The sequence below is a fragment of the Kitasatospora sp. NPDC032757 genome, from assembly GCF_055579305.1.
The window spans coordinates 82,499-106,076 of record NZ_JBVINN010000011.1 but is presented as its reverse complement, the minus strand read 5'-3'; the positions used below and the strand labels follow the sequence as shown (position 1 = coordinate 106,076).

The 23,578-nt window shown below is 73.2% G+C and carries 17 protein-coding genes; 11 read left to right on the top strand and 6 right to left on the bottom strand.

Features of this window, described 5'->3' with window-relative positions; all coding sequences use genetic code 11:
- The first annotated feature begins 35 nt into the window (after window positions 1-35).
- Both ACZ5WK_RS15860 and ACZ5WK_RS15855 read left to right on the top strand, forming a co-directional pair.
- Complete coding sequence (locus ACZ5WK_RS15860) at window positions 36-935, top strand: winged helix-turn-helix transcriptional regulator (protein WP_465547943.1); 900 nt, start codon at window positions 36-38, stop codon at window positions 933-935.
- A 10-nt stretch (window positions 936-945) separates the two neighbouring features.
- The gene (locus ACZ5WK_RS15855; RefSeq protein ID WP_465547941.1) at window positions 946-1,839 is read left to right on the top strand and encodes a HipA family kinase; all 894 of its coding nucleotides are present in this window, start codon (window positions 946-948) and stop codon (window positions 1,837-1,839) included.
- 12 nt (window positions 1,840-1,851) lie between these two features.
- Here ACZ5WK_RS15855 and ACZ5WK_RS15850 read toward each other — a convergent pair whose 3' ends face one another.
- The 5 genes from ACZ5WK_RS15850 to ACZ5WK_RS15830 form a co-directional block, all read right to left on the bottom strand.
- Entirely contained in the window at window positions 1,852-2,229 is a 378-nt protein-coding gene (locus ACZ5WK_RS15850) for a hypothetical protein (protein WP_465547939.1), read from the bottom strand.
- Between the two features lie 162 nt (window positions 2,230-2,391).
- Window positions 2,392-3,897, bottom strand: a complete 1,506-nt coding sequence (locus ACZ5WK_RS15845; RefSeq protein ID WP_465547938.1) for a S8 family peptidase — start codon at window positions 3,895-3,897, stop codon at window positions 2,392-2,394.
- 271 nt (window positions 3,898-4,168) lie between these two features.
- Window positions 4,169-5,287 carry an amidohydrolase family protein gene (locus tag ACZ5WK_RS15840; protein WP_465547936.1) on the bottom strand — a complete coding sequence of 373 codons (1,119 nt, stop codon included), beginning with the start codon at window positions 5,285-5,287 and terminating at the stop codon, window positions 4,169-4,171.
- 11 nt (window positions 5,288-5,298) lie between these two features.
- On the bottom strand, window positions 5,299-6,762 hold the full coding sequence (locus tag ACZ5WK_RS15835) for a type I glutamate--ammonia ligase (protein WP_465547934.1): 1,464 nt from the start codon (window positions 6,760-6,762) through the stop codon (window positions 5,299-5,301).
- A gap of 76 nt (window positions 6,763-6,838) precedes the next feature.
- Window positions 6,839-9,538, bottom strand: a complete 2,700-nt coding sequence (locus ACZ5WK_RS15830; protein WP_465547932.1) for an MXAN_6230/SCO0854 family RING domain-containing protein — start codon at window positions 9,536-9,538, stop codon at window positions 6,839-6,841.
- Between the two features lie 516 nt (window positions 9,539-10,054).
- Here ACZ5WK_RS15830 and ACZ5WK_RS15825 point away from each other — a divergent pair.
- The 9 genes from ACZ5WK_RS15825 to ACZ5WK_RS15785 all read left to right on the top strand — a co-directional run bounded on the left by ACZ5WK_RS15825 (window position 10,055) and on the right by ACZ5WK_RS15785 (window position 21,731).
- Window positions 10,055-11,830, top strand: coding sequence for a 3-hydroxyacyl-CoA dehydrogenase family protein (locus ACZ5WK_RS15825; RefSeq protein ID WP_465547930.1), 1,776 nt, complete (start codon window positions 10,055-10,057; stop codon window positions 11,828-11,830).
- A gap of 182 nt (window positions 11,831-12,012) precedes the next feature.
- A complete protein-coding gene (locus ACZ5WK_RS15820) occupies window positions 12,013-12,930 on the top strand; it encodes a TetR family transcriptional regulator (RefSeq protein WP_465547928.1) in 918 nt (305 codons plus the stop codon).
- Window positions 12,931-13,300: 370 nt separating this feature from the next.
- Window positions 13,301-14,638: a crotonyl-CoA carboxylase/reductase gene (ccrA, locus tag ACZ5WK_RS15815; RefSeq protein WP_465547926.1), complete on the top strand. Its 1,338-nt coding sequence runs from the start codon at window positions 13,301-13,303 to the stop codon at window positions 14,636-14,638.
- A gap of 10 nt (window positions 14,639-14,648) precedes the next feature.
- Window positions 14,649-16,676 (top strand): protein meaA, encoded by a 2,028-nt coding sequence (locus ACZ5WK_RS15810; RefSeq protein WP_396324206.1) that lies wholly within the window; start codon window positions 14,649-14,651, stop codon window positions 16,674-16,676.
- Window positions 16,677-16,701: 25 nt separating this feature from the next.
- On the top strand, window positions 16,702-17,664 hold the full coding sequence (locus ACZ5WK_RS15805) for an HpcH/HpaI aldolase/citrate lyase family protein (RefSeq protein WP_396324207.1): 963 nt from the start codon (window positions 16,702-16,704) through the stop codon (window positions 17,662-17,664).
- Between the two features lie 19 nt (window positions 17,665-17,683).
- A complete protein-coding gene (locus ACZ5WK_RS15800) occupies window positions 17,684-18,187 on the top strand; it encodes a MaoC family dehydratase (protein ID WP_030059972.1) in 504 nt (167 codons plus the stop codon).
- Between the two features lie 252 nt (window positions 18,188-18,439).
- Window positions 18,440-19,642 (top strand): acyl-CoA dehydrogenase family protein, encoded by a 1,203-nt coding sequence (locus ACZ5WK_RS15795; RefSeq protein ID WP_465547923.1) that lies wholly within the window; start codon window positions 18,440-18,442, stop codon window positions 19,640-19,642.
- Window positions 19,643-20,173: 531 nt separating this feature from the next.
- Window positions 20,174-20,866 carry a phosphatidylserine decarboxylase gene (locus ACZ5WK_RS15790; protein WP_396324209.1) on the top strand — a complete coding sequence of 231 codons (693 nt, stop codon included), beginning with the start codon at window positions 20,174-20,176 and terminating at the stop codon, window positions 20,864-20,866.
- Window positions 20,853-21,731 carry a CDP-alcohol phosphatidyltransferase family protein gene (locus ACZ5WK_RS15785; protein ID WP_374105984.1) on the top strand — a complete coding sequence of 293 codons (879 nt, stop codon included), beginning with the start codon at window positions 20,853-20,855 and terminating at the stop codon, window positions 21,729-21,731. The genes ACZ5WK_RS15790 and ACZ5WK_RS15785 overlap by 14 nt, the downstream gene beginning before the upstream one ends.
- A 96-nt stretch (window positions 21,732-21,827) precedes the next feature.
- Here ACZ5WK_RS15785 and ACZ5WK_RS15780 read toward each other — a convergent pair whose 3' ends face one another.
- Entirely contained in the window at window positions 21,828-23,153 is a 1,326-nt protein-coding gene (locus tag ACZ5WK_RS15780) for a hypothetical protein (protein WP_465547920.1), read from the bottom strand.
- Between the last annotated feature and the right edge of the window lie 425 nt (window positions 23,154-23,578).

Here is a 23,578-nt window from a genome sequence, read left to right as displayed (position 1 = left end):
AAGGATGGACCGTCCGGACGGGAAGAGGAGCGACGGTGCTCAGAGACGTGCCAGAGCGCGACGCCAGCTGCGCGATCGCCCAGTCGGCGGCGGTGATCGGCGACTGGTGGAGCATCCTGGTCGTCCGCGAGTCGGCGCGCGGCCGGCTGCGCTTCGACGAGCTCCAGCACGAGCTGGGCATCTCCCGCAAGGTCCTCACCGAGCGGCTCGGCCACCTCACCGAGGCCGGCGTCCTGGAGCGGGTGCCGTACCAGAGCGGCCCCGTCCGGTACGAGTACCGGCTCACCGAATCCGGGCGGGCGCTGCTGCCGGTCCTGGTGGCGATGCAGGACTGGGCCGACCGCTGGCTGCTCGGCGACGGCTCGCTCTCCGGCTCGGCCGCGCCCGACAGCGCCGAGGTCGCGCGGCTGGCCGCACTGCCCGGCACCCGGCTGCCGGAGCTCACCCTGCCCGTGCACACCGGGGGCGAGCTGGACCCGGTCGACCCGGCGGCCGGCGCCACCGTGCTGTTCTGCTACCCCGCCACCGGGCGGCCCGCACCGCTGCCGGCCGGCTGGGGGGACATCCCCGGCGCGGTCGGCTGCACGCTGGAGAACCGGCTGTTCCGCGAGGCGTACCCCGAGTTCCGCGCGGCCGGCCTGGCACTGCGCGGGATCTCCACCCAACGGCCGGACGAGCAGCGGGAGTTCGCCGAGGCGGAGGACATTCCGTTCCCGCTCCTCTCCGACCTGGACGTCCGGCTGACGGCCACGCTGCGACTGCCCACCTTCCACGTCGGCCAGGGCCTGCGGCTGAAGCGGGCGGTGCTGGTGCTGGACCGCGAACGGGTGGTGCGCCGGGTGGCCTTCCCGGTCACCGACATCCCGGGCGCCGTCCGGCAGGCGCTCGCGGATGCGCGGGAGGTGGCCGGCCCGGCCCGGGGTCTGCCGGGTTAGGGTGGCCGGTGTGCTCGATCAGGTGACAGCAATGCGCTATGTCGACCCGCTGCGGGCCGGCGGCTCCGTCCCCGGCGTGGTGGAGACCGACGACCTGGGCACGTACGTGGTCAAGTTCACCGGCGCCGCCCAGGGCCGCAAGGCGCTGGTGGCCGAGGTGATCGTCGGCGAGCTGGCCCGGCGGCTCGGCCTTCCGGTGCCCGAACTGCGGCTCGTCGACTTCGACCCGGCGGTCGCCGAGAGCGAGCCCGACGCCGAGATCCAGGACATCCTCAGGGCCAGCGGCGGGCTCAACCTCGGGATGGACCTGCTGCCCGGCGCCCGCGACTACCGGCCCGGCATGATCCCGGTCGACCCCGTCCAGGCCGGCCGGGTGATCTGGCTGGACGCGCTCACCGGCAACGTCGACCGCACCGTACACAACCCGAACCTGATGGTCTGGCACGGGAAGCTCTGGCTGATCGACAACGGCGCCGCGCTGGTCTTCCACCACCGCTGGTCCAGCGCCGGGGCCGCCGTCGGCAAGCGGTACGACCTCAGCGCCCACGCGCTCGGCGGCTGCACCCCCGACGTCCGGCTGGCCGACGAGGAGCTCGGACCGCTGGTCACCGCCGGGCTGCTGGAGGAGGTGCTGGCGCTCGTCCCGGACGAGTGGCTGGCCGACGAACCCGGTTTCGACTCGGTGGACGCGCTGCGGCACGCGTACGTCACGCACCTCGCCGCCCGCGCGGGGCTCTCCGCCGAGTGGCTGCCGGACGGCTTCCCCACGCCCGAGCAGCTTCGCGAGGCCGAACTCCGACGGGCCGCCCGGACCAGGGCCGGCCGGCCCGCCTGGCTCCAGGAGGTTCCGGACCTGCACGGCAAGCCCTCGGTCGAGACGGTCTGGGACCACCACTTCGAGTGAGGCCCGGGCCGGTCAGCCCATCGCCGGGCGGATCCAGCCGACGTACTCGACCGCCGTGCCGACCAGCAGGCCGAAGCAGTGCAGCGCGAAGAGCGCGGCCCGGTTCATCCGGCGCACGGACGGCGAGAACAGGGCCAGGGCCGGCAGCGCCAGGCCGAGCACCGGGCCGAGCAGCAGGAGCAGCACCACGCCCAGCACGGTGGCCACGGTCGAGCCGGAGGCGAGCCCCATGACACCGACCACCAGGCCGCCACCGAACATCAGGGTCAGCATCGGAGCGGCGGCGAGCAGCTCGGCCACCCCCAGCAGCAGCCACGGCCAGACCCGTTCGCCGTTCGGACGGGGCTGGGCCTGGGCCTGGGCCTGCCATCCGGGATAGCTCTGCGCCATGGTGTTCCGCTCCTCGTGCCTGGTGCCGTCGGTGGCCCCATTCTGGCGATCACCGCCGGGCCGTCGCCTGAGTACCCGTACTCAAAACGAGGTGGGGAGCGGGACCAGAGTCCCGCTCCCCACCTCGGCGTTGTCGGCTCAGCCGGTCACCCGGTCAGCGCGTCAGCGCCACCACTGGACCGCCTTCTCGGCGTTGATGATGCCGGCGCCGTAGAAGCCGTTGTCGTCCGCGCCGCCCTCGCAGGTGGCGGTCCACTCACCGGCACCGCCCGGGTTGAACGGGGCCGACGGGCAGGCGTGCGACTCGGCCTGGCTGGTCAGCATCTCGGTCAGCTCCTCCGGGCTGGCCCACGGGAAGGTGCTGGCGAGCAGGGCGAGCACACCGGCGGCGTGCGGCGAGGCCATCGAGGTGCCCTGCATGTAGCCGTACTTGCCACCCGGCAGGGTGGACAGGGTGCGGCCGTTCTTGTCCGGGGTGTCCGGGATCTGGTAGCGGCGGTCGCCACCGGGGGCGGCCACGGTGACCTTGCCCTTGCCGTAGCTGGAGTAGTAGGCCTTGTCACCGTTGACGCCCACCGAGGAGACGGCGACGACGCCGTCCACCTCGGTCGGCAGGCTCAGGCAGTCCGTGGTGACCGGACGGGTGCCGGGGGTGGTGTCGTCCGGGCTGCTCACGTCGGTGGTCTTGTGGGCGAGGTCGATGTTCTCGTTGCCCGCCGCGGCCACGTTGAGGACGCCCTTGCGCTGCGAGAACTCGATCGCGCGCCGGACGGCGGTGGTGATCGCCGCCTGGTCGGCGTCGTTCTCGCAGTTGAACATCCACGGGTCGACGTAGTAGCTGTTGTTCGTCACCTTGAACTTGTGCTCACCGGCCCAGACGAAGCCGCAGATCGCGTACTCCGGGTAGATGAACCCGCCGTCGTCGACGACCTTGACCGCGGCCAGCTTGACGTTCGGGGCGATGCCCTCGATGCCCTTGCCGTTCTTGGCGGCGCCGATGGTGCCGGCCACGTGGGTGCCGTGGTCGCCGTCCGGGCCCGGCTGCCAGGCGTCGAACGCGGTGTTCGGCTTGCCGCCGTCGATGCAGGAGACCGACTGCGAGGCGTCCACGTTGGCCTTGAGGTCCTCGTGGTTGGCGTCGATGCCGGAGTCCAGGACGCCGACGGTGACGTTCCGGCTGCCCAGGGAGAGCTTGTGGGCCTTGTCCACGCCGATCTGGCGCATGTCCCACTGGTTGGCCCAGTTGGGCTCCTGGCCGGCGGCGGCCGCAGCGGCCGCGGCGGCGGCGGTCGGCTCGGCGGCGACCTCGGCCTTCTGCGAGTCGGCGGCCGTGATGCCCTTGGTGCGGCTGGCGCCGACCGACTGGACGCCCTTGGCCAGCCGCAGCTTGGCGGCGAACTTGGTGTCGTTCGAGCGGGCGATCACCACGCCGATCTGCTCGTAGGAGTACACCACGGAGCCACCGAGGCCCGTGATGGCCTTCTCGACCTTCTGCACCTGGCCGTGGTTGGCCTGGGTGTTGACAACGTAGCTGAGCAGCGGCCCGGTCGTCGGCTCGGCCCCGGTGGCCGCGACGGCGGTACCGGCAGGCAGCGCCAGGGCACCGGCCGTGGCGAGGACAACGCCCACCGCGGCGTACCGGGTCCGGCTGATCCGAGGAACACTCATAGGGGTTGGCCCTCCCGAGTCGTCATGCAGCTGCGGTTGACAGATGCACTGGAATGATCGGGACGCTAGTGAACATGCGTTGCAATCCGCAAGAGGTAGTCATCTAATCGACACCGTTCGACCACTTCCGAGGGTTGCGGCTCCTCCCCCGCCGACCCACCGTCAATCCATAAAGTGAATATCCGGACTTCCGCCGATTTCCCGCGCCAGAGCGTGGACGATCCACAATTCACGTGGGGGCGACGCCTCGCGGGGCGGTCCGGCGCCGCGGTCAGAGCCGGTACAGGCGGCGGGCGTTGTCGGCGGCCACCTGACGGGCGAGGCGCTCGGCGTCGGCGGCCGAGCAGGCACCGTCGGCCCGCCAGCGGTCCAGCAGGGCGCCCAGGCCGTGCCGGAACTGGGCCGCGCCGACCAGGTACAGTTCGGGCAACCCGTAGGCGTCGGTGGAGAAGAGCAGCTTGCCGAACGGCGCCAGCTCCAGCATCTCGCCGAGCACGGCCGCCACCCGGGGGCCGACGTAGGAGGCGGTCAGCCCGAGGTCGGTGTAGACGTGCGGGAAGGCCTGGGCCAGCCAGGCCGCCTGCCGGTGGTAGGGGTAGCCGTGCAGCAGCACCAGCGGCACGCCGCTCGGCTCGGCGGCCCGGACGAAGTCGGTGAGCAGCGACGGGTCGGCCAGGTGCAGGGTGAGGTCGGGATCGCCGAAGCCGGTGTGCAGCTGGAGCGGCAGGCCGAGCTCGGCGCAGACGTCCAGGGCCGTCCAGAGCAGGTGGTGCAGCAGCACCGGGTCGGTCAGCCGGCCGCGCCCGGCCCGCTGCCACCGCCCCGCGGCGGCCGTCACCGCCGTCGCGGCGGGCCGGACCGCGGGCACCGCCAGGCCGTTGCGGTAGGCCAGCACCGACTTGACCGCCACCGCGCCGGTGGCCGCGGCCGCCAGCGCCTCGCGGACGGCGAACGGCCAGGCCCCGGCGCCCGCCGGCACGGACTCGGCGACGGGCTCCAGCCGGACCACCTCGCGCACCCGGGCACCGGACGCACCGGAGAACTCGCTGAGCGGCAGCAGCGGGTGGCCCGCCGCTGCCGTCAGCCCGGTGTCCACCAGGCAGGTGTCCAGCGCGGCGGCCGCCAGCAGCCGGCGGGTGGCCTCGGGCGCTCCCAGCTCGCGCCGGCGGGCCAGGTAGTCCGCGGCGGGGGTGTGCGCGGGCAGGCCGAGCGCGGGCGGGCACCAGCGGCGGACGGCCAGGCCGAGCGCGCTGTCGAACGGCGAGGTGCCGGGCGCGGGCGGCCGGTCGGACTCGGTGAGCAGCCCGGCCAGGACGTCGTCGGCGAGGTCGGCGGCCACCACGCTGTGGCAGTGGTGGTCGACCAGGGCGGGGACGTCCAGCGAGGGCATCGCGGAGGCTCTCAGTACCGCCAGCGGGTGGCCGTGACCAGCTCCTGCGGCGTGGCCGCGGCGTACTGCTCGCCCTCGGCCGTGCGGACGGCCAGCACCGCCTCGTACAGCGGCTCGCCGAGCGCCTCGCGGAGCACCGCCGACTTCCGGTAGGCCGCGATCGCCTCGGCCGGGGCGGCCGGCAGACGGGGCACCGTGCCGGGCGCGGCGGCGGCTGGGTCCCCGGTGAACTCCGGTGGCAGCGCGAGACGTTGGTCCAGCCCGGCGAGGCCGGCGGCGAGCACGGCGCCGACCGCCAGGTAGGGATTGGCGGTGGCGTCGAAGGACTTGATCTCGGCGTTGGCCGCGGTCGACCGCTCCCCCGAGGAGCCGGTGACCAGCCGCAGGGCGGCCTCCCGGTTCTCCAGGCCCCAGCACTGGTAGGCGCCGGCCCAGTGCGAGGGCACCAGCCGCAGGTACCCGGCCGGGCTGGAGGAGCCGAGCACCAGCAGCTCGGGCAGGGCGCCGAGCACCCCGGCGAGGAAGCCCTCGGCCTCGGCCGTCAGCCCGTGCGGGCCGGAGCCGCCGCGGGCGAGGTTCCGCCCGTCGCGCCAGAGGCTGAGGTGGAGGTGGCCGCCGTTGCCGACGGAGCCGGCCTCGACCACCGGGGCGAAGGAGGACCGCAGGCCGTGGCGGGCGGAGACGGCCCGGATGGTCTGGCGCACCAGGACGGTGGTGTCGGCGGCCTCGACCGGCCCCTCGGGGGCGACCGAGACCTCGAACTGGCCCGGGGCGTACTCGGGGTGGATCTGCAGCACCGTCAGGCCCTGCTCGGCGAGGGCGCGCAGGACGTCCCGGAGGTAGTCGGAGAGGTCCGTCAGCCGGTGCATGCCGTACGCCGGGCCGGCCGTCGGGTAGCGGGGCTCCTCCTGCGGCTCCCCGGCGAGCGCCACCACCCACTCGACCTCGATGCCGGCCTTGAGGCTCAGCCCGCGCCCGGCGGCCGCCGCCGTCATCCGGCGGGCGAACAGCCGCTGGCAGCCCGGGTGCGGGGTGCCCGCCTGGGTGTACCGCTCCCCCGGCGCCCAGGCCCAGCCCGGCTGGGCGGCCAGCGGGACCAGCCGGTCGAGGTCCGGGTAGAGGCGCAGGTCCCCGGTGGGGCCGCCGATCAGCGGGCTGGTGACGATCGTGTCGTCGGCGAGGAACACGTCGAAGCAGGGCGCCGCGCCGATACCCCACTGGGCGGCGTGCGCCAGGCCGGCCAGCGGGACGGCCTTCACCCGGGTGATGCCCGCGTTGTCCACCCAGGTGACCGCCACCGCGTCGACGCCGGCCGGGCGCAGCCGCTCGACCGCCGCCTGCGTCCGCTCGGCGCGCTCGGCGCGCGGCGGCAGGGCGACGGCGCCGGCCCCCGGGGCGGCGGGCCCCCCGTGGGGCTCGCCGGTGGGCTCGGCAGCGGGCTCGGCCTGGCCGGCGGCGACGGTTCCGGTGCTCATACCTCCATGCTGCCCCGGGAGTTGGACGCGCGGTACTCCCCTATCGGGTGGAACGGGCGGATGCCTGTCCGCCCGTTCACTCGTCCGGGGCGAACAGGGCCACCAGATCCCCCGCGGTCAGCCGCTCCACGGTGTCCGGGGCCTCGTCCAGCCAGCCCGGGTACAGCCGGTAGAGGGCGCCGCCGAGGCCCGCCGGCGCCGGCACGTCGGCGTGCACCAGGGCGGTGAAGGCCCTGGCTCCGGCGAGCCGTGCCGCCAGGCCGAGGGCGGTGTCGTCGGCCGGACCGCCCTGCTGCTCGTCCGGCAGGTGCCGGGCGCGCACCCGCTCGGCGAAGGCCGTCACCGGCTCGCCGGCGGCGCGGCGGTAGCCGTCGAGCGCACCGCCGCGGGTGCGGACGAGCACCTCGTCGGTGCGGGCGGCGGCGGTGGCGACGGCGAGGTCCCAGAGCGTGGCGCGGGAGCCCTCGGCGAAGTGCGCCGTCACGTCCCCGGCGAGGGTGCCGATCCGGTCCCGGTACCGCCAGACGTTGTGGAAGCCGCCGGAGGCGCTGGTGTTGAGGTCGGTCCAGGTGTAGCTGCGCCGCTCCAGGTCGACGATCATCGGCACGCTGACCTTGGCGTCGCCGCCGAGGTCCAGCCGCTGCCGCACGGCCTGCGGGTGGAACCGGTCCTTGCGGTACGCGCTCGCCGCCGAGGCGTCCAGCTCCATGAAGCCGGCGAAGGCGTCGGTGAGGTCCTCGAACGGGATGTCGTTGTAGGCGAAGACGACGACCACCGCGTACCGGTCACCCCGGCCGGCCAGCGCGGGCAGGTCGAGGTCGACGAACTCGCTGGCGCCGTGCGGCGGCGGGGCGGACGTGAAGTCACCGGAGTGCACGGCGGCGCGCGGGCCGTGCACCAGGTGGGTGTAGTCGCAGAGGCCGGTGAACTGCCAGTGCTCGTCGTAGAACGCCACCGAGAGGTCGAGGTCGACGCGCTGGTGCGGCTGCTGCATCCAGTGCAGGAAGAGCCGGACGCGCCCGCCGTCGGGCAGCTTCTGGATGCTGCCGCGCGGCACCGCGACCAGCGTCCTGGCACTGGCCCGCTCGGCGAACGGGACCACCAGGTCGGCCAGGCCGTCGTCCAGCACGGCGACGTCGAGGCGGTCGTGCTGCCCGGCGCGGCGCAGCAGTTCGGCCTCGATCAGGGTGCAGACGGGTGCGCCGAGCGCGGCCGGGACGGCGGTGCCCCAGTCGTCGCGGGCGTGCGCCAGCGCGACCCGCCCGCGCGGGAAGTAGAGCCGGCGCTCGCCGATCTCGCGGGGTGCGCGCAGCCGCCCGTACGCGCCGAGCAGCGGGCCGGGCGCGACCCTGCGCAGCGCGGCCGGCAGCTCCTCGGCGAGCTCGGCGGGCAGCGGCTCGCCGGGGCGCCAGGAGGCGTGCACCCGCAGCAGGTGGTGCAGCCGGCGGACCAGCTCGCCCGGGCGGCGGGCCAGCAGCCGGACGGCGGCGGGCACGTCGCCGCCGGCCAGGGCCTGCTCGACCCGGGCGGCGAAGGTGGTGACGACCAGCCGGGTGTGACCGGCCGGGGTCTCGTTGACCCGCAGCGGCGCCGGCGCCTCGCGCAGCTGCGGGCCGAGGCCGTGCAGGTCGAGGTCGCTCTGCCGGAGCACGGCGAACGCGGCGGCCGCGTACGGGAAGCGCTCGCGGTGCTCGTACGGGTGCAGCAGCTCGCCGGCGCGCAGCCAGGCCTGGCGGTGCCGGCCGAGGTCCTCGGCGAGGGTGCCGACCGGGAGCGCGTCGAGGACGGCCAGCAGGTCGCGGCGGAGCGGGCGGGGCAGGTTGCGCAGCCGCAGGCCCTTGGCGGTGGCGGGCAGCAGGTCGGGCTCGGCGCCGGACCACGCCCAGATCAGCCGGAGCACGTCGGTGGCGGTGGTGAGGTGGACGGCGAGCAGCGGGCGGACGGCGTCGCGGTCGCGGTGCAGCAGGGCCGCCAGCACGGTGGCCCGGCTCTCCCGGACGGGGATGTCGGCGGGCAGCCAGCCGGCCGGGTCGGCGGGGGCGAACCGGAGCAGCAGCGCGAGGTCCTCGCGGTCCTGGGGGTTCAGCGGGGTGCGGCGCTCCAGCAGACGGCGCAGCTCGGCGACGGCGACGGCGGCCCGGTCGCCGCCCTCGGCGAGCCGCAGCGGGCGCAGCCTGGCGTCCGGTCCGTGCTCGCGGGCGGCGTTGCGGACGGCCTTCGCGTCCAGCGGCAGGTAGCGCTCGGCGGCGATCGGGGTGGCGCAGAGCGGGCAGGCCCGGCAGTCGTCGAAGATCCCGAGGTCGTCGTAGCAGTCCCCGCAGAGCAGGTGGGCGCAGGGTGCGAGGGCGCCGACGCCGCACTCGGCGCCGGTGCGCTCGCAGGAGGCGCAGGGCTGGTTCGGCTGGTTGAGCAGGAACGCGCGGACGTTCGCGGAGTAGTAGCCGTGCGCGTGGTCCGGCACCCCGTCGGGGAACCGGCGGAACAGCGGGCGGTGCCGCCGGTCCGCACCGGTCAGCCCGTCGAGCCGCAGCAGCAGTGCCTGCCCGGCCTCCCCCAGCGCGGCCGGCCGCAGCCGGCCGAGCGCCGCCCGCAGCGGCCCGGTGAGCAGGTACCCGCGCTGCGCGAGATCCGCCTCCAGAGCGAGCAGCCCCCGCGCGCTCCACGGATCGCGCTCCCCCTGCGGCGCACCCCCCGTGACGGCGACGGCCCCGTGGCGGCGCAGCAGCAGCTCGTCGAGGCCGGTGTCGGGCGTGGCGGTGTTCTGCTTCTTCTTCACTGGTGGATCCCCCGGAGATACGACGAAGCGGGGGCGGAGAGTGGGCGCACTCGGGTCATTTAGGAGATGAGGAGAAGGAAGCACGCCGCGGAGCCGCCCCCGCGCCGCCCACCCTAGCGAAGTCGCCCGACCGCGCCGAACGAATTTCCGGCCGGGCGCTCCCGCCCTCTTCCTACTGACCAGTAGCTTCGCTACAGTGGCCGCACGCACCACCGTCGGGCTTCGGGAGCCGCACCGACGGGGCCGCGGTCGTCGCGTTCGCGGCGGGCGCGTGGTGCGTCCTTCACCGGCCGGTGCCGCGGATCGCGGCGGGGCCGGATTCTCTCCTCGTATCAGAGCCGCTTCCTTCACCTCGAGCGCCTGAGTACCACGGCACACCCGCAGCACGGCCGGAGCGGACCGGCGGCTGCGTCGGTGGCCGCAACCGTCATCTCCCCAGCCCCCGCGCGCGGACCCTCCTCCGACGGCGCGTCCGCCGGAGCGCGCGCGGGCCCTTATGACAAGGAGTCAGGACAGATGGAGCGTCCCTTCCCCACAGTCGCCGTGGTCGGCCTCGGCACGATGGGTGCCGGCGTCGCCGTCGCGGTCGCGAAGAGCGGCCGCCGGGTGATCGGCATCGAGGCCAACGAGGACTCCGCCGCCCGGGCGCTGGCCCGGATCGAGGAGGCGACCGCGCACGCGGTGGCCCGGGAGCGGATCACCGCCGAGGAGCGGGCCGCGCTGCTCGCGCGGATCTCGGTCGGCCATGCGCTGACCGCCGCCGCCGAGGCGGACCTCGTGATCGAGGAGGTGCCCGAGCAGCTGGAGCTGAAGCGCGAGATCTTCGCCGAGCTGGACCGGATCTGCCCGGCGGGCACGGTGCTGGCGACCGGTACCACCGCGCTGTCGGTGACCCGGATCGCCGCCGCCACCGCCCGCCCGGAGCGGGTGCTGGGCCTGCACTTCTTCAACCCGGTGCACACCATGAAGCTGGTCGAGGTGGTCCGCACCGTGCTGACCGCCCCGCAGGTGGCCGAGGACGCCGCGGCGTTCGCCCGGGACCTCGGCAAGGAGCCGGTGGCCGCCGGCGACCGGGCCGGCTTCGTGGTGAACGGGCTGCTCTTCGCGTACCTGAACCAGGCCGCCGCGATGTACGAGTCCAGGTACGCCACCCGGGAGGACATCGACGCCGCGATGCGGCTCGGCTGCGGCCTGCCGATGGGCCCGCTGGCCCTGCTCGACCTGATCGGCGTGGACACCGCCCGGACCGTCCTGGAGGCGATGTACGAGCAGTCCCGGGACCGGCTGCACGCGCCCGCGCCGATCCTCGGCCAGCTGGTCTCGGCCGGGCTGCTGGGCCGCAAGTCCGGCCGCGGCTTCTACACCTACGAGGCGCCCGGCTCGTCCAGGGCGGTCGACGCCGCCACCGGGCCGGCGCGGGCGGCGGTGCCGGGCCGCGAGGTGCGCAGCGTCGGCGTCTGCGGCTCGGGCACCATGGCCACCGGCATCGTCGAGGTGTTCGCCAAGGCCGGGTACCGGGTGCTGCTGGCCGCCCGCAGCCTGGAGAAGGCGGAGCGGGCCAAGGCGCAGCTGGCGAAGTCGCTGGAGCGCTCCGTCTCCAAGGGCCGGCTGGCCCCGGAGCAGCGGGACGCGGCGCTGGAGCTGGTGACCCCGGTCGGGCAGTACGCCGAGCTGGCCGACGTCGACCTGGTGGTCGAGGCCGTCGCCGAGGACCTGCAGGTCAAGCGCGAGCTGTTCGCCATCCTGGACAAGATCGTCAAGCCGGGCGCGGTGCTCGCCACCACCACGTCCTCGCTGCCGGTGATCAGCTGCGCCTCGGCCACCTCGCGGCCGCAGGACGTGATCGGCATGCACTTCTTCAACCCCGCGCCGGCCATGCGGCTGGTCGAGGTGGTCTCCACGGTGCTCACCGCGCCGGACGTCACCGCGACCGTGCTGGAGCTGTGCGCCAGGGTGAAGAAGCACCCGGTGGAGTGCGGTGACCGGGCCGGCTTCATCGTGAACGCGCTGCTCTTCCCGTACCTGAACGACGCGGTGCGGATGCTCCAGGAGCACTACGCGACGGTGGACGACATCGACACCGCGATGAAGCTGGGCTGCGGCTACCCGATGGGCCCGTTCGAGCTGCTCGACGTGGTCGGCCTGGACGTCTCGCTGACCATCGAGAAGGTGCTGCACCAGGAGTTCCGCGAGCCGGGCCTGGCCGCGGCGCCGCTCCTGGAGCACCTGGTCGCGGCCGGCTGCCTGGGCCGCAAGACCGGCCGCGGCTTCCGCGACCACGCGCGCCGGTGACCACGCCCTCGGCCGGCGGGCCGGCTCCCGGCGCCGCGGTGACCGGCGGCGCGGCGCGGCCGGGCTGGAGCCCCGGGACGGTGTCCGCCCGCTGGCCCAGACCGGCCGTGACCGGCCCGGTCGCGCCGGTGCGGCGGGGAAGGCCCGCGGCGCCGGCCGCCGGGACGTGTAGCGTTCCGGGCATGGATCGGGTTCAGTCAGCCTCCCCGCAGCACGCCGCCGCAGCGCGCGGCGCCGACCGGCCGGCCGGCTCCGGCCCCGCCGCCTCCGACGGGGGTCCGGGCAGCCGCCGGGCGGCCGCCCAGCGCCAGCAGATGCGCCAGGACCTGGCCACCGCCGCGATGGAGCTGTTCGCCTCGCAGGGCTACGAGGAGACGACGGTCGACCAGATCGCCGCGGCCGCCGGGGTGGCCCGGCGGACCTTCTTCCGGTACTTCCGGTCCAAGGAGGAGGCGATCTTCCCGGACCACGACGACACCCTGGTCCGGGTGGCCGACCTGCTGGCCAGCGCCGAGCCCGAGGAGCACCCGCTGGACGTGGTCTGCCGGGGCATCAAGGAGGTGCTCCGGATGTACGCCTCCACCCCGGCCGTCTCGGTCGCCCGGTACCAGCTGATCCGTCAGGTGCCGGCGCTGCGCGAGCGGGAGATCGCCGTGGTGGCGCGGTACGAGCGGCTCTTCACCCGGTACCTGCTGGGGCGGTTCGACACCGCCGGGGAGATCCCCTCGGGCTGGCAGCACGGCGGCGAGGACGACTCGATGCTGGCCGAGGTGTCGGCGGCGGCCGTCGTCGCGGCCCACAACCACGTGCTGCGGCGCTGGCTGCGGGCCGGCGGCCGGGGGGACGTGGAGGCGCAGCTGGACCACTCCTTCGAGGTGATCCGGCGGACCTTCTGGGCCGCCTCCGCCCCCGGTGCCCGCCGGCGCGGGTCACTCGTGGCACCCGGTGCCAGTGTGGCGGGACTGGAGGCGGCTGCCGCAAGCGCACTGAGTGCCAGCCCCGGAGGTGAGGTACTCATCACAGTGGCCCGGACCGACGCCCCGCTGGACGTCGTGGTGGACAGCATCAGGGCGGCGCTGAGCGGCGCCAGGGAGGCCTGACCTCCAGCATTTTCGCAGGTCACAGCCGCGCGAGGCGGTTTCGAGGGCCCGTACCGGAGTGCCGGTGCGGGCCCTTCGCGCACCCGCGCACGGGCGCTCGAACACGGATTTGATCCACCCGAATTGATGACACCCGGTGTCTTTACGAGTGGCACAGGGTGCCACTACCTTGTTACCCACCAGTCCGCGGCGCCGCGGCTCCCCACCTCGGCGCGCCGTCGTCAGGCGCTCCCACACCCCGGGAGCTGTGCCCAGCACACCAGGCCCACCAGCCACACCACCCACCACCCATTTCAGCGAAGCCGGTGTCCGCTCCCGGCTCCCCCAGACGCCCTGTGCCCCTCACACAGGTACGCCTTCGGAGGCAGCCATGCAGGAAATCCTCGACGCGATCCTCAGCAACGACGCCACGTCGGAGGACTACGCCGCGATCAAGCTCCCCGAGTCCTACCGAGCCGTCACGCTCCACAAGGACGAGGAGCAGATGTTCGCGGGCCTCGACAGCCGTGACAAGGACCCGCGCAAGTCCCTTCACCTCGACGAGGTCGCCCTGCCCGAGCTGGGCCCCGGCGAGGCCCTGGTCGCCGTCATGGCGAGCTCCGTCAACTACAACACCGTGTGGAGCTCGATCTTCGAGCCGGTCTCCACCTTCGGCTTCCTGGAGCGCTACGGCCGGCTCTCGCCGCTGACCAAGCGTCACGACCTGCCGTACCACATCCTCGGCTCGGACCTCGCGGGCGTCGTCCTGCGCACCGGCGCCGGGGTCAACGTCTGGAAGCCGGGCGACGAGGTGGTCGCCCACTGCCTCTCGGTCGAGCTGGAGTCCCCGGACGGCCACAACGACACGATGATGGACCCGGAGCAGCGCATCTGGGGCTTCGAGACCAACTTCGGCGGCCTGGCCCAGCTCGCGCTGGTGAAGACCAACCAGCTGCTGCCCAAGCCGAAGCACCTCAGCTGGGAGGAGGCCGCCTCCCCGGGCCTGGTCAACTCCACCGCCTACCGCCAGCTGGTCTCCCGGAACGGCGCCGGCATGAAGCAGGGCGACAACGTGCTCATCTGGGGCGCCAGCGGCGGCCTCGGCTCGTACGCCACCCAGTACGCGCTGGCCGGCGGCGCCACCCCGATCTGCGTGGTCTCCAACGACGCCAAGGCCGAGATCTGCCGGGCCATGGGCGCCGAGGCGATCATCGACCGCTCCGCCGAGGGCTACAAGTTCTGGAAGGACGAGCACACCCAGGACCCGCGCGAGTGGAAGCGCCTCGGCTCGAAGATCCGCGAGTTCACCGGCGGCGAGGACGTGGACATCGTCTTCGAGCACCCGGGCCGCGAGACCTTCGGCGCCTCGGTCTACGTCACCCGCAAGGGCGGCACCATCGTCACCTGCGCCTCGACCTCCGGCTTCATGCACCAGTACGACAACCGCTACCTGTGGATGTCGCTGAAGCGCATCGTCGGCTCGCACTTCGCCAACTACCGCGAGGCGTTCGAGGCGAACCGCCTGGTCGCCAAGGGCAAGATCCACCCGACCCTGTCGAAGGTCTACTCCCTGGAGGAGACCGGGCAGGCGGCCCTCGACGTGCACCAGAACAAGCACCAGGGCAAGGTCGGCGTGCTCTGCCTGGCCCCGGAGGAGGGCCTGGGCGTGCGCGACGAGGAGTTCCGCGCCAAGCACCTGCCGGCCATCAACCGCTTCCGCGACATCTAAGGGCGATCCGATGACCGACCAGAAGCGTGACCGGCCCTGGCTGATGCGCACGTACGCGGGGCACTCGACCGCGAGCGACTCCAACGCGCTGTACCGGCGGAACCTCGCGAAGGGCCAGACCGGCCTCTCCGTGGCCTTCGACCTGCCGACCCAGACCGGCTACGACTCCGACCACATCCTCGCCCGCGGCGAGGTCGGCCGGGTCGGCGTGCCGGTGGGCCACGTCGGCGACATGCGCACCCTGTTCGACGGCATCCCGCTCGAGCAGACCAACACCTCGATGACGATCAACGCCACCGCGATGTGGCTGCTGGCGCTCTACCAGGTGGTCGCCGAGGAGCAGGGCGCCGACATCGCCAAGCTCACCGGCACCACCCAGAACGACATCGTCAAGGAGTACCTCTCGCGCGGGACGCACGTCTTCCCGCCCGGGCCCTCGGTGCGCCTGATCACCGACATGATCGCCTACACGGTCGGCAGCATCCCCAAGTGGAACCCGATCAACATCTGCAGCTACCACCTCCAGGAGGCCGGGGCCACCCCGGTCCAGGAGATCGCCTACGCGATGTGCACCGCCATCTCGGTGCTGGACGCCGTCCGCGACTCCGGCCAGGTGCCGGCGGAGCGGATGGGCGAGGTGGTCGCCCGGATCTCCTTCTTCGTCAACGCCGGCGTGCGTTTCGTCGAGGAGATGTGCAAGATGCGCGCCTTCGCCCAGCTCTGGGAGAAGGTCACGCTGGAGCGGTACGGCATCCAGGACCCGAAGCAGCGCCGGTTCCGCTACGGCGTCCAGGTCAACTCGCTGGGCCTGACCGAGGCGCAGCCGGAGAACAACGTCCAGCGGATCGTGCTGGAGATGCTCGCCGTCACGCTCTCCAAGGACGCCCGCGCCCGGGCCGTCCAGCTGCCGGCCTGGAACGAGGCGCTCGGCCTGCCCCGGCCGTGGGACCAGCAGTGGTCGCTGCGCATCCAGCAGGTGCTCGCCTACGAGTCCGACCTGCTGGAGTACGGGGACATCTTCAACGGCTCCGAGGTGATCGAGGCCAAGACCGCCGCGCTGCTGGCCGGCGCCGAGGCCGAGATCGCCAAGGTGCTGGAGATGGGCGGGGTCATCCCCGCCGTCGAGTCCGGCTACCTGAAGTCCAACCTGGTCTCCTCGCACGCCGCCCGCCGGGCCCGGATCGAGTCCGGCGAGGACAAGATCATCGGGGTCAACTGCTTCGACACCACCGAGGAGAGCCCGCTCACGGCCGACCTCGACACCGCGATCATGGTGGTCGACCCGGCCTCCGAGCAGTCCGTGCTCGCCTCCCTGGAGAAGTGGCGCGAGCAGCGCGACGAGAGCGCGGCGCTGCGCGCGCTGGAGGAGCTCAAGGCCGTCGCCGCCACCGACGCCAACCTGATGACCGCGACGCTCGCCTGCGCCCGCGCCGGGGTCACCACCGGCGAGTGGTCCTTCGCCCTGCGCGAGGTCTTCGGCGAGTACCGCGCGCCCACCGGCGTCGGCGGCGCCCCGGTCGCCGTGGCGGCCGAGCCCGGCGGCGAGCTGGCCGCCGTCCGTGCGGCGGTCGCCGCGACCGCCGCCGAGCTGGGCAGCGGCAAGCTGCGCCTGCTGGTCGGCAAGCCCGGACTGGACGGGCACTCCAACGGCGCCGAGCAGATCGCCGTCCGGGCCCGCGACGCCGGGTTCGAGGTGGTCTACCAGGGCATCCGGCTGACGCCCGAGCAGATCGTCTCCGCGGCCGTCGCGGAGGACGTGCACTGCGTCGGCCTGTCGATCCTCTCGGGCGCCCACTCCGAGCTCGTGCCCGACGTCCTGCACCGGCTGCGCCGGGCCGGGGTGGAGGATGTCCCGGTGATCGTGGGTGGCATCATCCCGGCAGCGGACGGCGAGGCCCTCAAGGCCGCCGGCGTCGCCGCCGTGTTCACCCCGAAGGACTTCGGCATCACGACCATCATCGGCCGGATCGTGGACGAGATCCGGCTGGCCAACAGGCTCCAGCCGTGGACGCCGACCCCCGCCGCGTCCAGCAGCTGATCCCGGAAGGAACCGACCACCCCTCATGGCTAACGTCAACCGCCTGCGCCCCCGCCGCTCCTGCCTCGCCGTGCCGGGCTCCAACCCGCGCTTCCTGGAGAAGGCCCAGGGCCTCCCGGCCGACCAGGTCTTCCTCGACCTGGAGGACGCCTGCGCCCCCCTGGTGAAGGAGAGCGCCCGGCACAACATCGTCGACGCGCTGAACAACGGCGACTGGGGCAAGAAGACCAAGGTCGTCCGGGTCAACGACTGGACCACCCACTGGACGTACCGCGACGTGATCACGGTCGTCGAGGGCGCCGGCCCGAACCTCGACTGCATCATGCTGCCGAAGGTCCAGGACGCCGAGCAGGTCAAGGCGCTGGACCTGCTGCTCACCCAGATCGAGAAGACCATGGGCTTCGAGGTCGGCAAGATCGGCATCGAGGCGCAGATCGAGAACGCCAAGGGCCTGATCAACGTCGACGCGATCGCCGAGGCCTCCCCGCGCCTGGAGACCATCATCTTCGGCCCGGCCGACTTCATGGCCTCGATCAACATGAAGTCCCTGGTGGTCGGCGAGCAGCCGGCGGGCTACCCGGCCGACGCCTACCACTACATCCTGATGCGCATCCTGATGGCCGCCCGCGCCAACGACCTGCAGGCCATCGACGGCCCCTACCTGCAGATCCGCAACCAGGAGGGCTACCGCGAGGTGGCCGGCCGCGCCGCCGCGCTCGGCTTCGACGGCAAGTGGGTGCTCCACCCGGACCAGGTCGCCGCCGCGAACGAGATCTTCTCGCCCTCGCAGGAGGACTACGACCACGCCGAGCTGATCCTCGACGCCTACGACTGGTGCACCTCCGAGGCGGGCGGCGCCAAGGGCTCCGCGATGCTCGGCGACGAGATGATCGACGAGGCCAGCCGCAAGATGGCCCTGGTCATCGCGGGCAAGGGCCGCGCCGCCGGCTTCCAGCGCACCTCCAAGTTCGAGCCCCCGCAGGCCTGACCCCCTAAGGACCACTGAGATGCAGTTCGGACGCACCTACGAGGAGTTCGAGGTCGGCGCGGTCTACAAGCACTGGCCCGGCAAGACGGTCACCGAGTACGACGACCACCTCTTCTGTCTGCTCACCATGAACCACCACCCGCTCCACATGGACACCAACTATGCGGAGAAGACGACGGACTTCGGCAAGAACGTCGTGGTGGGCAACTACATCTACTCGCTGCTGCTCGGCATGTCCGTCCCGGACGTCTCCGGCAAGGCGATCGCCAACCTGGAGATCGAGTCGCTGCGGCACATCGCGCCGACCTTCCACGGCGACACCATCTACGGCGAGACGACCGTGCTCGACAAGTGGCCGTCCAAGTCCAAGGACGACCGCGGCATCGTCTACGTCGAGACCAAGGGGTACAAGCAGGACGGCACGGTCGTCTGCATCTTCCGCCGCAAGGTGATGGTGCCGACCGAGACGTACATCAAGGAGCGCGGCGGCGAGCAGCCCGGCCGTCCCACTCCCCTCTCCTGAGCCCGGGAGACCCACGGACCCCGGAGCTCCCGGAACCTCGGAGCTCCTGGACCCCGGACGGGTAGGCCGCCGTCATCGGCCGATCCCCACCCGGAACGGGGGCCCTGCTGCCGCAGCCACGCCGGCAGGGCCCCCGGCAATCCCCCCCCCCCCCGCTTTTTGCTCTCTCCCCCACCCTCCCGTCGCCCGCCGCCACCCTTTCGAGGGAGCGCCGCGCGACACCCCTTCTCTCTTCGCCACAGGAGCCGCACGATGGGACGCCTCGCACAGACCGACGGCCTCACCGAGATCCAGCGGGACATCCTCGCCACCGTGCGGGATTTCGTCGACAAGGAGATCATTCCGGTCGCGACCGAGCTGGAGCACAAGGACGAGTACCCCACCGCCATCGTCGAGGGCATGAAGCAGCTCGGCCTCTTCGGGCTCACCATCCCCGAGGAGTACGGCGGCCTCGGCGAGTCGCTGCTCACCTACGCCCTGGTGGTGGAGGAGATCGCCCGCGGCTGGATGTCCGTCTCCGGCATCGTCAACACGCACTTCATCGTGGCGCACATGATCAACGCGCACGGCACCCAGGAGCAGAAGGACTACTTCCTGCCGAAAATGGCGGCCGGCGAGACCCGCGGCGCCTTCTCGATGTCCGAGCCCGGCCTCGGCTCCGACGTTTCGGCCATCTCCACCAAGGGCGTCAAGGACGGGGACTTCTACGTCCTCAACGGCCAGAAGATGTGGCTGACCAACGGCGGCACGTCCACCCTGGTCGCGGTGCTCTGCAAGACCGACGAGGGCGGCAGCTCCCCGTACAAGAACATGACCACCTTCCTGATCGAGAAGACGGCGGGGTTCGGCCCGAACCCGACCGTCCCCGGCCTCACCGTGCCCGGGAAGATCGAGAAGATGGGCTACAAGGGCGTCGACACCACCGAGCTGGTGCTCCAGGACGTCCGCATCCCGGCCGACCGCGTCCTCGGCGGCGTCCCGGGCAAGGGCTTCTACCAGATGATGGACGGCGTCGAGGTCGGCCGCGTCAACGTGGCCGCCCGCGGCTGCGGCGTCGCCCGCCGCGCCTTCGAGCTGGGCATCTCCTACGCCCAGCAGCGCTCCACCTTCGGCAAGAAGATCGCCGAGCACCAGGCGATCCAGTTCAAGCTCGCCGAGATGGCCACCAAGGTCGAGGCCGCCCACCAGATGATGGTGATGGCCGCCCGCAAGAAGGACGGCGGCGAGCGCAACGACCTCGAGGCCGGCATGGCCAAGTACCTCGCCTCCGAGTACTGCAAGGAGGTCGTCGAGGACGCCTTCCGCATCCACGGCGGCTACGGCTTCTCCAAGGAGTACGAGATCGAGCGCCTCTACCGCGAGGCCCCGATGCTGCTCATCGGTGAAGGTACTGCGGAGATCCAGAAGATGATCGTCGGCCGCCGCCTGCTGGAGGAGTACCGCATCGCGGAGTGACCGACGGTGACCCGGCCCCCGGTGCGGCGACGCGCCGAGGGTCGGGAGAACGGCCCGTTGACGGCCGGACGACGGGCGTGCGGGCCCGTCCCGGCACCCCGCCGTGCCCACCACGGCCCCGGCCTGGTCCGCCTGGGGTCCGGCACGGCTACCGAAGCGGCCGCAGGGCGTACAGCTGCTGTCACGCGCCTTGCGGCCGCTTCGGCGCACCCTCACCCGCCCCGCCGGACGGCCGCACCATCCCCCACCTGGGGTACGGCGCCACGCCGCGCCCGGTTCCGCCGGCCCACCCGTTGAGACAAGAGTCACCAGCCCGGTCCGGACCCTTGGGAACCGGAGCGGGTCGAGCTACGGTCGTATACCAAGGAGGCGCGACGACGCCTCACGCAGGACACATGAACGAGCAGGCGGGTTGCCCACCCACCGTGTGCTCCCGATAGCATCCACCGGGACAGCAGCCGTCCCTTTATTACTCGATCCCCGCGGTGGCCCCCGTCCAGCGGCCATGATCCCCCGCGACAAAGGTCTTCGATGCCCATCAGCCCGTCCCCTCACACCTCCGTCACGGACCGCGATGCCCTCGCAGCCACGACGGCCGGTCGGCGACCCCGCGTGACCATCGCGCGCGGAGCCACCCCCTGGTTCGTCCCCACCCTCGCCACGGCCGCCGTGACCACCGCCCTCACCCGGCGCAGTGGCAAGTGGGCCCTGGCGGCTGTTCCTGCCTGTGCGCTCGGCGCGGGCATGCTGTGGTTCTTCCGCGACCCCGAGCGTGAGATCGGCACCGGCACGGTGATCTCGCCCGCCGACGGCGTGGTGCAGAGCATCGACGCCTGGCCGGACGGCCGCACCCGGGTCGCGATCTTCATGAGCCCGCTCAACGTCCACGTCAACCGGGCGCCCCTGCCCGGCACGGTGACGTCCGTCGAGCACGTCGCCGGTGGCTTCGTGCCCGCGTTCAACAAGGACAGCGACCAGAACGAGCGGGTCGTCTGGCACTTCGACACCGAACTCGGCGACATCGAGATGGTGCAGATCGCGGGGGCCGTGGCCCGCCGGATCGTGCCGTACGTGGACGCCGGTACCAAGGTCGAGCAGGGCGATCGGATCGGTCTGATCCGCTTCGGCTCCCGGGTCGACACCTACCTGCCGGCCGGCGTCGAGGTCGGCGTCGAGGTCGGCCAGAAGACCACAGCCGGGGTGACGCGCCTTGACCGTGACTGAACCTGAGACGATCGTCGGTCTGGACGACGAGGAGACGGCCCTGCGCCGCCGCCGCTGGGCGCGCGACCGCGAGCTGCGTGCTCCGCGCTCTCCGCAGCACCTGTCCACCGCCGACTTCCTGACCCTGGGGAACGCCGTCTGCGGCTTCCTGGCGATCTACTCGATCACCACCGGGGTCCTGGTCCCGCACATCACCAACCCGGACGCCGCGCCGGACAAGCACAGCGCCGCCACCGCGGTGACGCTGCTGCTGATCGGTTCGATGTGCGACCTCTTCGACGGGCTGGTGGCGCGCAAGCTGCGCTCCTCCGCCCTCGGGGCCGAACTCGACAACCTGGCCGACCTGATCAGCTTCGGCATCGCGCCGGCCTACTTCGTCGCGGTCTGGGGCATGGTCTCGCCGGGCTCCGACAGCCGGCTCTCGGCCCTGATCGCGCTCACGGTGCTGCTGTCCGTGGTGCTGCGGCTGGCCCGGTTCTCGGCCGTGAAGATGCGGCCGGGGGTGTTCCAGGGCATGCCCTGCCCGATGGGCGCCATGACGGTGATCGCCATCGTGCTGCTCGACCCGCCGTTCCTGCCCGGTCTGCTGGCCATCGCGGGCACCGCGTACCTGATGATGAGCCGGATCGAGTACCCGAAGCCGCAGGGGCTGCTGGCCACCGCCACGCTCTGCTGGATCGTCCTCTCGATCGGCTGCCTCGCGGCCTGGGCGACCGGCCTCAAGGGCGGCGACTACCTGCTGCACATCGGCGCCTACGGCCAGATCACGCTGGCCGCGATGGCCCCGCTGCTGGTCATCCGACGCAAGGTCGGCCAGAAGGTCGGGGACGTGCGGGCGCGCCGCGCCGAGTCGCGGCTCGACTGATCACGACACGCACGACGAAGGGCCCGGATCCGGTGAACGGATCCGGGCCCTTCGTCGTGTCCGGTGTCATCCGGGCGACGCGGCCGTTCCTGCGGCTCAGGCGCCGCCGCGGTGGACGCTGAAGGCCGAACGGCGGGCCGCGCGGGCCACGGCCGGGTCCGGGTGGACCCCGGAGACGGCGGTCAGCACCGAGGCCGCCCGGGGGTGCCCGGACTGCCGGGCACGGGCGAACAGCCGGACCGGGTCACCGGCCGAGGCGCCCTCGACATGGCCCACCAGCAGCTCGGTCTCCCCGTGGTCCAGTACGGCCGCGGCGGTGTCCACCCAGAGCCAGGCGGCGTCCTCCGCCCCCAGCACGTCCGCCGGGGCCACGCCCTCGTCCGACTGCTCGGCCAGCCAGAGCAGCGCGTACGGGCGCAGCACCGGCTCGTCCACGGCGGCCCGCACGGCCTGCTCGGCGGTGGAACCGGCCACCCGCAGCGCCTCGAAGGCGAGGCCGCGCACCAGGGCGTCGTCACCCTGCGCGGCGTCCAGCAGCTCGGCCACGGCGCGGTCGGCCGGGCGGGCGGCCACCCAGGCGCGGAACTCGGCGCGGGCCGGGCCCGGCGAGTAGTCGGCGCAGGCGTTGAGCAGCTCGAAGGCGCTCTGCTCGATGTGGCCGGCGGCGGTCTGCGCGACGGTGCAGATCTCCTCCAGCTTGGCCCGCACCGCCCAGTGCCCCAGCGGGGACAGCTCGGCCGCCTCGTCCTTGCGGACCACCGCGCCGACGGCGGCCAGGCCGTCCAGCATCCAGTCCAGGACGGCGGCGACGTCGGCGGTGGCGGCCGGGGTGTCGATCTGCGGCTCGCGGCAGGTGCCGCGGACGGCCGAGACGGCGGACGCGGCGTGCGGCACGGGCGACAGGCCCAGTGCCCCGGTGCCGCCGCCGACCCGGCGCTCGTCCAGGCCGCGGCGCAGCAGCTCCAGCAGCTCGCTGTCGGCGACCGGGCCGGCCACCAGGTGCAGGAAGGAGAGCAGCTGCGGCGCCTGGTCGACGGCCTGCCCGGCGAGCACCGCGAAGACGCCGCGCAGGGCGGCCGGCGGCACCGGGGCGAGCAGTGTCCAGGCGTCGAACAACGCCGACCAGCCGCGGACCACGGCCTCGTCGTCGTGCTCCCAGGCGTGCAGGCGCCAGCCGGGGGCGGCGCCGCCGTCCCGGGCCTCGACCAGGCCGACCAGCAGGGCCTGGCCCCACGCGTTGGCGGCGGCGCCGACCGTCATGGCCAGCGCGCGGCCGGCCGCGCGGGCGTCCTCGGGGAGCAGCTCGCCACGCTTGTCGACCTCGGCGAGCTCACCGGCCCAGCGGGCGATCCGGACGGCGTCGACCAGCATCCGCCGGGCCAGCGGCGCGAGCTCGGCGGGAGCGGGGAAGCCCTCGGGCACCGGGACCCGGCCACGGCCGGGAGCGGGTGCGGGGCCTCGTCGGCGGGGTACGCCGGGGCCGCCCGGCCGGGCGCCGGCGGGGTGGTGGGCCGTTCCGGGGAGACGGGTAACCGTCGCACCGGAACCGATCGTCGGCGGGAGCGGGGCATCACGGTCGCGCGGGTTCCGAGACGTCACGTCGTGCAGTCTTCCCCTTGTACCGGCCTTCTGTCACATCCGGTTCGCCACGGGCACCGGGAGGCGGGCGCGGGGGGTCCACAAGATCGGGCAACAGAGGCCAAACCGCCTGGCCGGATCTGTGTGGCGTGGGCACGTCATGCAAGCGCGGTGACGGGTGGGAGGAGGAAGAGGAGGGGGCGGGGAGGCCACGGAGACGGCCGGTGAAGGCGGCACGGCGCCCCGGCGGCCCGGCTCGGCCGCCGGGG